This window comes from Streptomyces niveus, from assembly GCF_001723055.1.
Classification (GTDB): Bacteria; Actinomycetota; Actinomycetes; order Streptomycetales; family Streptomycetaceae; genus Streptomyces; species Streptomyces niveus.
The window spans coordinates 247-8,434 of record NZ_MDCR01000256.1 but is presented as its reverse complement, the minus strand read 5'-3'; the positions used below and the strand labels follow the sequence as shown (position 1 = coordinate 8,434).

The following is an 8,188-nucleotide window of genomic DNA, read 5'->3' as shown; positions in this document are numbered from 1 at the left end:
ACAGGCACGGCGCTGACGCCGCGATCCGCCAGGGCTCTGGCGATCTCCTTGAACGGGGTGTCGAGTCGCACGCTCACGACATCGCGGGTCATGAGTTCACCGATGCTTCGGTGGTCCATGTCCTGCACTCCTTCCAAGGGTGTGGCCGCCCAGCTGCGGTCACACCTCAAGCGTCACTCCCGTCGGCACGGCACCCCAGGTGCCACTCAGCCCTATCGGGCGGCGTCAGGCCCCGGGGCCCGGTGCCCGTACGGGCCGACAGGGCTCAAGACAGGGGACGGTCGGCCCCTGCCCGGAACTCCGTCGCGCCGTCACGCTGGAAGGATGACGAGGCCCAGGAGGCACCGTGTCCGTACAAATGATGGACGAACGGACGGTGACTGGGCTCGTGTCCGACGCCACCGCCGCACCGTCGATGCACAACGCGCAGCCGTGGCTGTTCCGGTACGCAGCGGACACCGGCACCCTCACGATGTCGGCGGATCCGTCGCGTGCGCTGCCGCACGAGGACCCCGACGGACGAGGTCTGCGCATCGGGTGCGGAGCCGCGCTCCTCAACCTGCGGGTCGCGCTCGCCCACCTCGGCCGGAGTTCCGAGACGACGCTGCTGCCCGATCCGGCCGCTCCGAGTCTTCTGGCGACCGTACGTATCGGCTCCGCCGCGACGCCGGGCGCTCTCGCCGACCTGTATCCGGCCATTCGCGAACGGCACACGAGCCGGTTCCCGTTCTCCGAACGGGAGATTCCCACCGACCTCCGGAACGCGCTCGGGGAGGCCGCCCGCCTCGAAGGCGCCGAACTGGCCTTTCTGTCGTCCCCGCACCTTCAGGCGGTGCTGGATCTGATCAGAGACGGCGAGGGTTACAACCTCATGGATCCCGACCGGGACGCCGAGCGGGCACGGTGGACCAGGAACTCCAGGACCGATGCGACGACCGACGGGGTGCCGGACTACGCCTTCGGGCCACGCAAGCGCGGTGGAACCGCCCCCGCCCGCGACTTCGCCGGGCTCGACGTGGTGAGGGGCCGGCCCACGATCGACTTCGAGGATCGGCCCCAGCTGGCGCTGCTCAGCACGGCGGCGGACGGACCGGCCGACTGGCTGCGCGCGGGACAGGCACTGGAACGCCTGCTCCTCGTCGCCACACGGCACGGGCTGACGAGTTCGTTCGCCACCCAGGCGCTCGAATGGTCCGACCTGCGGTGGCTGCTGCGCGATCCGGTCTCGGGCTCGGGCCATGTCCAGATGATCCTCCGGCTGGGATACGGCCCCCACGGACCGAGGACACAACGTCGGCCGGTACGCGAGGTGCTGACGTTCGCCGACTGAGCAAGGAATCTTCCCGGCGGCCGGCCGACGCACATGGTCGGAGACGGGCGTCACCGAATCACTGAAGGAGGAGGTGGGAGTGATGGAGCTTCCGCTGGTCGTAGGAGTCGACGGATCGGAAGGCAGCCTCCGAGCGCTGGACTGGGCGGTGGCCGAAGCGGATCGCCGCGGCCTGCCGTTGCGAATCGTTCACGCGTCGCTCTGGGAACACTACGAAGGGATACGGCCCAGGCTCGCCGCGGACCGGCCGTCCGAGCAGGTACTCGCCGAGAACCTCGTCGCGACGTCCGAGGAACGCGTGAACGCCCTGGCCGCCCAGGTGAAGGTGACCACCGACGTCCAGCCCGAGGAGCCGGTGACAGCGCTCCTGAGAGAGGGGAACGACGCCGCGCTGCTCGTCGTGGGTTCCCGGGGACGCGGCCCGGTCACCGCCATGCTCCTGGGATCCGTGAGCCTGTCCGTCGCCGCCCGGGCCCGCTGCCCCGTCGTCGTGGTCCGAGGCCAGGAACCCGACGGCCGGACCGGCCTCGGGAGAGTCGTTCTCGGTGTCGGAGATGGCGTCGCGGCTGCGCGCTTCGCGTTCCGTGAGGCCCGGTCGAGGGGGTGCGAACTCGTCGCCGTACGCGCCTGGCGCAGCCCGGTTCACGAGGCCGTGCCCTACCCTCTGGCCGACAACGACCCGATGAGGGCGGACCGGCAAGGGGCTGACGAGTGCGTGGACGCGGTCCTGGCCGGTCTGGGCGAGGATCTGACGGAGGTGACCGTCCGCCGGGAGGTCGTGCAGGGCACCGCGCATCAGACGCTGCTCGAACACACCGCCCCCGGGGATCTTCTCGTCGTCGGTGCTCGTCGGCGCCCGGGCGCCGTCGGGCTGCAGCTGGGGCGGGTGAACCACGCGATGCTGCATTACGCGCCGTGTCCCGTCGCGATCGTCCCGGAAGGGGACTGAGGCTTCGCCCGTTACGGCCGGTCATGCTCGACCGGCCGGGAACGGCGCGAGGAACGAGAGATCGCCACCGCCGGAGGTGCTGCATCCCGCGTCCCGTGACTGTCGGCCTGAACAACACGCCGGGGAGCACTGATGCCGCCTACTGGGGTGCGTACGAGGCGTCTCTCAGGAACGCGCCCCTGCGGCTTGTCAGCACATGGGAGTGGCAGCCGTACTCCCGTGCGTCGCTGACCTCGAACGAGGTGGCCGAGCAGTGGTCCCGCCGGATGCCGGCGGAGACGGCCGCCGAGCTTCGCCACCGCTACCCGGACCTGCACATCACGGCGGAACGGCTGACGGGGCCTCCCCCCGAGACACTGTGCCGGGCCGCCGGGGAGAGCCAGCTGCTGGCCATCGGCTCCGGAGGGCTCGCCACGCGGGCCGGATTCCTCGGGGGGTCGGTGGCGTCCGCCACCGTGTCGCTCACCGAGCGCCCCGTCGTCCTTGTCGGTTCCGGCCAGCGGACGGCGGAGCGGGACGGCGAAGGGCGCGGTGAGCGCACACCGGTCGAGGTGGCTCCCGGCCCGGTCGCGGTCGAGCTCGGTCGGCCGAGCGAGGAGGCGCTTCGGTTCGCCTTCGAAGAGGCATCGCTCCGCGGGGCACCGCTGGGGGTGACTCACGGCTGGAACCGCCTGGCGCACTTCGCACACGGCACCGAGGCCGATCAGGTCCGGCGGGACGAAGAGGCACTTCGGAGCGCCCTGACACCGTGGTCCGAGTGCTACCCGGAGGTCCCGGTCCGGGAACACTCGGCGGTCGGAGAACCCGCCCGGGACCTGGCGGACGCCGGTGCCGGGGCCGCACTTGTGGTGCTCAGCCAGGAAGCGCACCCCCACCGGCGGGGCTTCTCTCGTGTCGGGCACATGACCCATGCGGTCCTGCGCCACTGTCCGGCTCCGGTTGCTGTCGTCCCACGCCGGTAGCCACCGCGCGAGCCACCCGTGCGCGAGTCACTCATGGGGGACCACGACGACTGGCATGGTCGCGTGATGGATCACCGACTGCGCCACATGCCCCAGTCGCGGCCCGACGGGAACCCTCGGCTTCCGCCGGCCGACCACCAGAAGGTCGGCATCGGCGGACTCGTACACCAGCTGTGCGCCGGGCACGCCGACCAGGGCCTTCGCGGAGACCGACACCGCGGGGAAGCGCTGTCGCCACGGCGCGAGTATCTCGTCGAGGGTCTTGGTGATGTGCTCGGCGATCTCTACTCCCACCCCTGGGTGGGCGATCTCCGCGTAGCCGTACTGGGCGGGCAGCGACCAGGCGTGGACCACGCGCAGCGCGCACCTGCGGCGGGCCGCTTCGGCGAATCCGAAATCGAGCAGATCGTTCTGCGACTCGGCCGGTTCCTGGAGATCGAGGCCGAGCACCAGTGCGTCGCCCCCGGACGGCAGACGCTCGGACGGCGCAGGGGCGCTCTCACCGCTGTGGTGCAGGCCGGCTCGTACCAGAACCACGGGACGCTCGGCCGCCCCCACGACGGCCAGGCTGATCGATCCGACGATGAAGCCGAGCGCGCCGTTGAGCCCGCGGGACCCGAGGACGAGCAGTTCGGCTCGGTCCGGGTCGTTGGCCTCGGCGAGGAGAATCCGTTCCGGGCGCCCGGCGGGCGCGGCGGTGGTGACAGTCAGCTGGGGATGACGGAGCCGGGTCGCCTCAGCCGCGTCCCGCAGGAGTTCCTCGGACCACTGCGAAGGTGAGGTCGGGAGAGGTATGGAGGAGGGAAGCGGCACGATCGGCAGGGGAGGCCACTCCTCCACATGGAGGATGCGCAGCGTCGACCGACGCACCTCTGCCTCGTGGGCGGCCCATTCCACCGCGGCGAGGCTCTCGGAGGAGCCGTCGATACCCACGGTCACGTTGGCGGTCATGGTGGACCTCCCTGGTTCGGATTATCCGCGGGCACAGCCGGTCGGCCGGCTCCGCTCACCTCCCAGCGTTGAGGGGGACCACGGGTGGGAGTAGGGCCGAGTGGTGCAGTCCTGGCCGCCGTGGACCGGGCTTCCGGGATCCTTCGGTCCTGTCGGGGGGCCTGTGCGGCCCTGTTGCCGCGTCGCCCGGCGATGACACCGTGGAGCTGTGCCATGTCGGTCCCGTCGGCCGGTCGAGAAACGTGCTTGCCCGGGGCCGCCGGAGCCGAGGAGGAACGATGACGGATCGCGCAACAGGCGACGAAATACTCGTAGGCGTCGACCCACGAGGCTTCCCGGCACCGGTCATCGCCTTGGCGGTGGCCGAGGCTGGTCTCAGAAGCAGCCCTCTGCGCCTTGTGCTGGCCGTGCCGCCGATGCTCGACACCCAGCACGTCGACACGACACCCCAGTACATGGCGCTGCGGGCGCAGGGGGAACGAGCACTGACCGCCGCCGCGGAATCGGTTACCGCTCTCGCCCCGGAAGCGCACGTCGAGACGGAACTCCTGGACGGTTTTCCCGCGGCGGTGCTCAACCAGCGGGCGACGTCGAACACTCGCATGGTCGTCCTGGGCTCCCGGCGTCTCAGCCGTCCGGCGGAAATACTGAGCGCGAGTTCCGTGGCCCGTCCCCGTCAGCGCGCACGCCGACTGTCCCGTCGCACTCGTGAGAACGACAGAGCAGAGCGGGCACGATTCCTCCGGGCTCGTCGTCGGGGTGGAAGGCAGTGCCTCTTCACGGGCCGCCGTGGCTGTCGCTGTCGAGGAGGCGGATCTCCGTGGCGTCGGCGTTCACGCCGCGCCGCCATGTTTCAACTTCCCGTCAGACATGGCGAGGTGAGCGCCTGTGGCCATATCTCAGCGCCCGGAGACCTGCCTCAGGAGAAGATCGACAACGAGCCTCGGCGCCGGGCGCCCCGGCCAACCCAGCGGTCAGGTCCGGCCCCGCAGCCGGCCGCACACCCTGCCCACCCGCACCGAGCGCGGGGGAACATAGCTCGGGATCGCCGGTGAGCCAAACCGGCGATCCCGCACATCATTGATAGTCCACCGCCACGACCTGTCCCTACGTCGAAAGGCACCACCCGACGACCACCAATCAACCGCAGAACGCTCACGGCCAGGGTGCCGTCGGGCGATCACGCGGCTGCGTAGCTCGCCCGGAACAGATCCTGCGCCCGCTCCACGTCCCTCAGCGTGCGGAGCTGCACCTCCAAGTCGCCCGTCCCGTGGTGGCCGAGCCTCGTCACATCCCGGGTGAACCCTGGAACGAGGTCGACCTCCTTCAGATCGACCTTGAGATAGACCAGGAGCTTGCTCCGCTGCGGCGGGCAGACGCACGCAAAGTTCCGCAGGCGCTGATACGCCCTGTACTGCTTGCGCTGGATGCGGTTCACTCCGTCCCCGAGACCGAGCAGCGCCTCGTCGACGGCGTGCGCCAGCTCGGCCATCGACGCACCCCGGGGGTCGGCCTCCGCCCGTACGACCGTCTGCCGGCGCGCACGTCGCGGTGCCAGGGTCCCGCCGCTGACGGACGCCACGGTCTCAAGACCGACCAGGTCGCTGCCGAAGAACCGGTAGCGGACCAGGTCGATCGACCTCCGGTGCTCGCGTACGGCGTGGACGTCGTAGCGGGTGAAGTCGCCAGCGACACAGATCAGGCGCGGCCCGCTCCACAGCACCTGGGACGCGACCGTGGACCCGAGCTGGTCGCGGACCAGGCGCTCGAACTCCGCCCGGTGGTCCACCAGCCACGAGAGATAGAACAACCCCTGGTTGATGACCCCCGCGTCAACGCCCCGCTTGTACTCCACGATGACCGGCGACCCGTTCTCGTCCAGCCCGAGCGAATCGATCCGGCCCCCATGAACCGGCCCCGTGCCGTACTCACTCGCCAGGAAACGAACACCCAGCAACGTCTCCATGTGCGCCTCGACGAAACCCTGCACATCCGCCTCGACCACAGCAAGACGCGGCGCGACCTCAGTCACGCCGCTTTTCGCTGTGTCCGTACGGAACAGCTTCAAGCCGACCACCCCCGTCATCGCATCGGAAATCAACAACGTCGGGCGGGCAGCGATTTGTTTCCGCAACGGTCGTTAAGTCCGTGAAGAACATGTGCCGAAGGGGCGACCGTCCGGGTCAGTGGCCCCCTGCGCACGACCATGCCCCCCACCGGTTGGCGGGCCGCGTCGGCATCCAGCACGAATCCAGCACGGTACGGATACGAGAGGTGATGACAGGTGACGAGAGGTCAGGAAATCCAGTACCTATCCAGCACGGTAAAAAACATAGGGCCTGACCCCGAAGAGTCAGACCCTATCTGATCTGCATGTTTGCCAGATCAGCGACGTGGTGCTAAATGAGCGGCTAGATATTGAAGCGGAACTCGACCACATTCCTCCCCAACGAGACGAACCAAACGCCGTAACAGCGCTACCCAACCCACCTGCAAGCCGCCACTCGATTTCAGCGAGCCAGCCGAAAATCACCGGAAAGTAGCCGAAATATCCCACCCAGCACTCTCGGCTACGACTCGCGCGATCTGCCGACGCTTCGGATAATTTGAATGAATCTTAGCGAGCCGCTCCACATAGACTTTCGCATCATCAGCCCCGCCATCAGACAGTAGGCGAATGTCAGCAGCTCGCCAGATATCTTCAACCCCTCGCAAAGTTGTCTTGATCGCCCGGAGCTCGATCCTGGAGTAACCACCGCCAGCGTGCAACAAGTCATCGCAAGAATCCCAAAAATTTGCCACGCTTGACCTGATTCTCCATTCTCGATCGTTTGCAGGTACTGTTTCCGAAGCCACTAGTATCGCCACGCCAGCAGCCGTCGATTGAAAATAGGTCGGCGCGGAGGAATCCTCTAGCGCGCCAATCTCGCTTCGCCAGCTCTTCAGCGAAGCCACCTTCTCCACGACCCCAGCAAACCCTTGAGCACTGCCGCCAGCAGCGATGATGTCGTCGATCTCTCCCATGCGCGAGGTTCCAACGACCTCCAGAATGGGTCTCATCCTAGCGAGAGACAGCCCCCCTGCCAGACTCCACACATCCATCAGCTACCACCCCTAAGTACCACTCGCCAAGGCGTGTTTCCACTACTGGACAGTCCGCTTCCCCTGCCGATCCAACTCGGCTTGAGGCCCAACCCAGGACCTGTAGCTTGCGCGAAGCACGCGGGGCACATCCTAGTCGATGAAGCCATCCCTACGACTTCCCAGTCACTCCCCAAACGGTTCATGATTGTAGCCTCGGCATGGCCCTGCCCGGAAATATAGCGCTCCCCGCGCAGCGGCGCGTTGCCTCCCTTCCATTCGTCAGGGAGGCCAGCACGCTCAGATGCTACCCACGTTTCCACCTTGTCTGGGCTATTTACGTTCCGAACTTGGGCAACTGCAACTGTCGACACCTTGTCGGCCCGCGTTCCATAGAGCTCCTTGGCCCGGCCGTAGAGGGCTTCACCACAATTATGGACCAGGATCGGCGTGGCGCCCGCCAGCACATAATAGGCGTGAATGTCCTGGATCGTGAGGTCGTGGGTGCGTTGACGCTTGGTGTAGTGGGTTGTCGCGGTGATCTGGACGTGTGTCCCGGTGCTGGTGCGCAGCCACTGGCCCGGGTTGAGGTCTCCGGCTGGCACCCACTTTTTGAGTTCGGGTACCCAGAAGGGGTGGGTGTCGGTTGCGACGATGCTTGAGTAGTCATCGTCTGTGGAGATGGTGATCTCGGTGAAGTCCTTGTCATCTTCCGTGGTGATGGTGGAGACGACTTTCTTCTTTACAGTCTGTCCCGTTTTTGTGTCGGTGGTGACAACAGTGTCGCCGACGTCAATGTCCTCGATGGCTCTGTGTGTGCCGTCGGCAAGCAGAACTCCGGTTCCGGGGAGGAAGCTGTGGCATTTGGCCAGGAACTTTGCTGCCTGACCTATTCCGTAGAAGGCGCCGGCGCCT

The 8,188-nt window shown here is 67.5% G+C and carries 9 protein-coding genes; 4 read left to right on the top strand and 5 right to left on the bottom strand.

What is annotated here, in order from left to right:
* Positions 1–92, bottom strand: a 92-nt coding sequence (locus BHU15_RS26370) for a CBS domain-containing protein (RefSeq protein WP_368483220.1), incomplete at its 3' end; no start/stop codon positions are given.
* A gap of 254 nt (positions 93–346) precedes the next feature.
* Between BHU15_RS26370 and BHU15_RS26365 the strand changes: the two genes are divergently transcribed.
* The 3 genes from BHU15_RS26365 (at position 347) to BHU15_RS26355 (ending at position 3,241) form a co-directional block, all read left to right on the top strand.
* Positions 347–1,330: an Acg family FMN-binding oxidoreductase gene (locus BHU15_RS26365; RefSeq protein WP_255293221.1), complete on the top strand. Its 984-nt coding sequence runs from the start codon at positions 347–349 to the stop codon at positions 1,328–1,330.
* A gap of 82 nt (positions 1,331–1,412) precedes the next feature.
* Entirely contained in the window at positions 1,413–2,279 is an 867-nt protein-coding gene (locus BHU15_RS26360; RefSeq protein WP_069629456.1) for a universal stress protein, read from the top strand.
* 95 nt (positions 2,280–2,374) lie between these two features.
* A complete protein-coding gene (locus BHU15_RS26355) occupies positions 2,375–3,241 on the top strand; it encodes a universal stress protein (RefSeq protein ID WP_079128383.1) in 867 nt (288 codons plus the stop codon).
* A gap of 27 nt (positions 3,242–3,268) precedes the next feature.
* On the opposite strand, the gene BHU15_RS26350 is transcribed toward BHU15_RS26355, so the two are convergent.
* A complete protein-coding gene (locus tag BHU15_RS26350; RefSeq protein ID WP_069629455.1) occupies positions 3,269–4,192 on the bottom strand; it encodes a universal stress protein in 924 nt (307 codons plus the stop codon).
* A 278-nt stretch (positions 4,193–4,470) separates the two neighbouring features.
* Between BHU15_RS26350 and BHU15_RS42195 the strand changes: the two genes are divergently transcribed.
* Entirely contained in the window at positions 4,471–5,247 is a 777-nt protein-coding gene (locus BHU15_RS42195; protein ID WP_079128382.1) for a universal stress protein, read from the top strand.
* A gap of 125 nt (positions 5,248–5,372) precedes the next feature.
* Here BHU15_RS42195 and BHU15_RS26345 read toward each other — a convergent pair whose 3' ends face one another.
* From BHU15_RS26345 to BHU15_RS38620, 3 genes are all read right to left on the bottom strand, one after another.
* On the bottom strand, positions 5,373–6,269 hold the full coding sequence (locus BHU15_RS26345) for a DUF5655 domain-containing protein (protein ID WP_069629458.1): 897 nt from the start codon (positions 6,267–6,269) through the stop codon (positions 5,373–5,375).
* 452 nt (positions 6,270–6,721) lie between these two features.
* Entirely contained in the window at positions 6,722–7,216 is a 495-nt protein-coding gene (locus BHU15_RS39815) for a hypothetical protein (protein ID WP_141726889.1), read from the bottom strand.
* A 77-nt stretch (positions 7,217–7,293) separates the two neighbouring features.
* Positions 7,294–8,188 (bottom strand): Hint domain-containing protein (locus tag BHU15_RS38620; RefSeq protein WP_255293220.1); only part of this gene is annotated, 895 nt, incomplete at its 5' end.

Excerpts from the sequence above, each read along its gene's own strand:
- BHU15_RS26360 (WP_069629456.1), top strand. The coding sequence starts at position 1,413 with ATGGAGCTTCCGCTGGTCGTAGGAGTCGACGGATCGGAAGGCAGCCTC.
- BHU15_RS26350 (WP_069629455.1), bottom strand. The coding sequence starts at position 4,192 with ATGACCGCCAACGTGACCGTGGGTATCGACGGCTCCTCCGAGAGCCTC.
- BHU15_RS42195 (WP_079128382.1), top strand. The coding sequence starts at position 4,471 with ATGACGGATCGCGCAACAGGCGACGAAATACTCGTAGGCGTCGACCCA.
- BHU15_RS39815 (WP_141726889.1), bottom strand. The coding sequence starts at position 7,216 with ATGGGAGAGATCGACGACATCATCGCTGCTGGCGGCAGTGCTCAAGGG.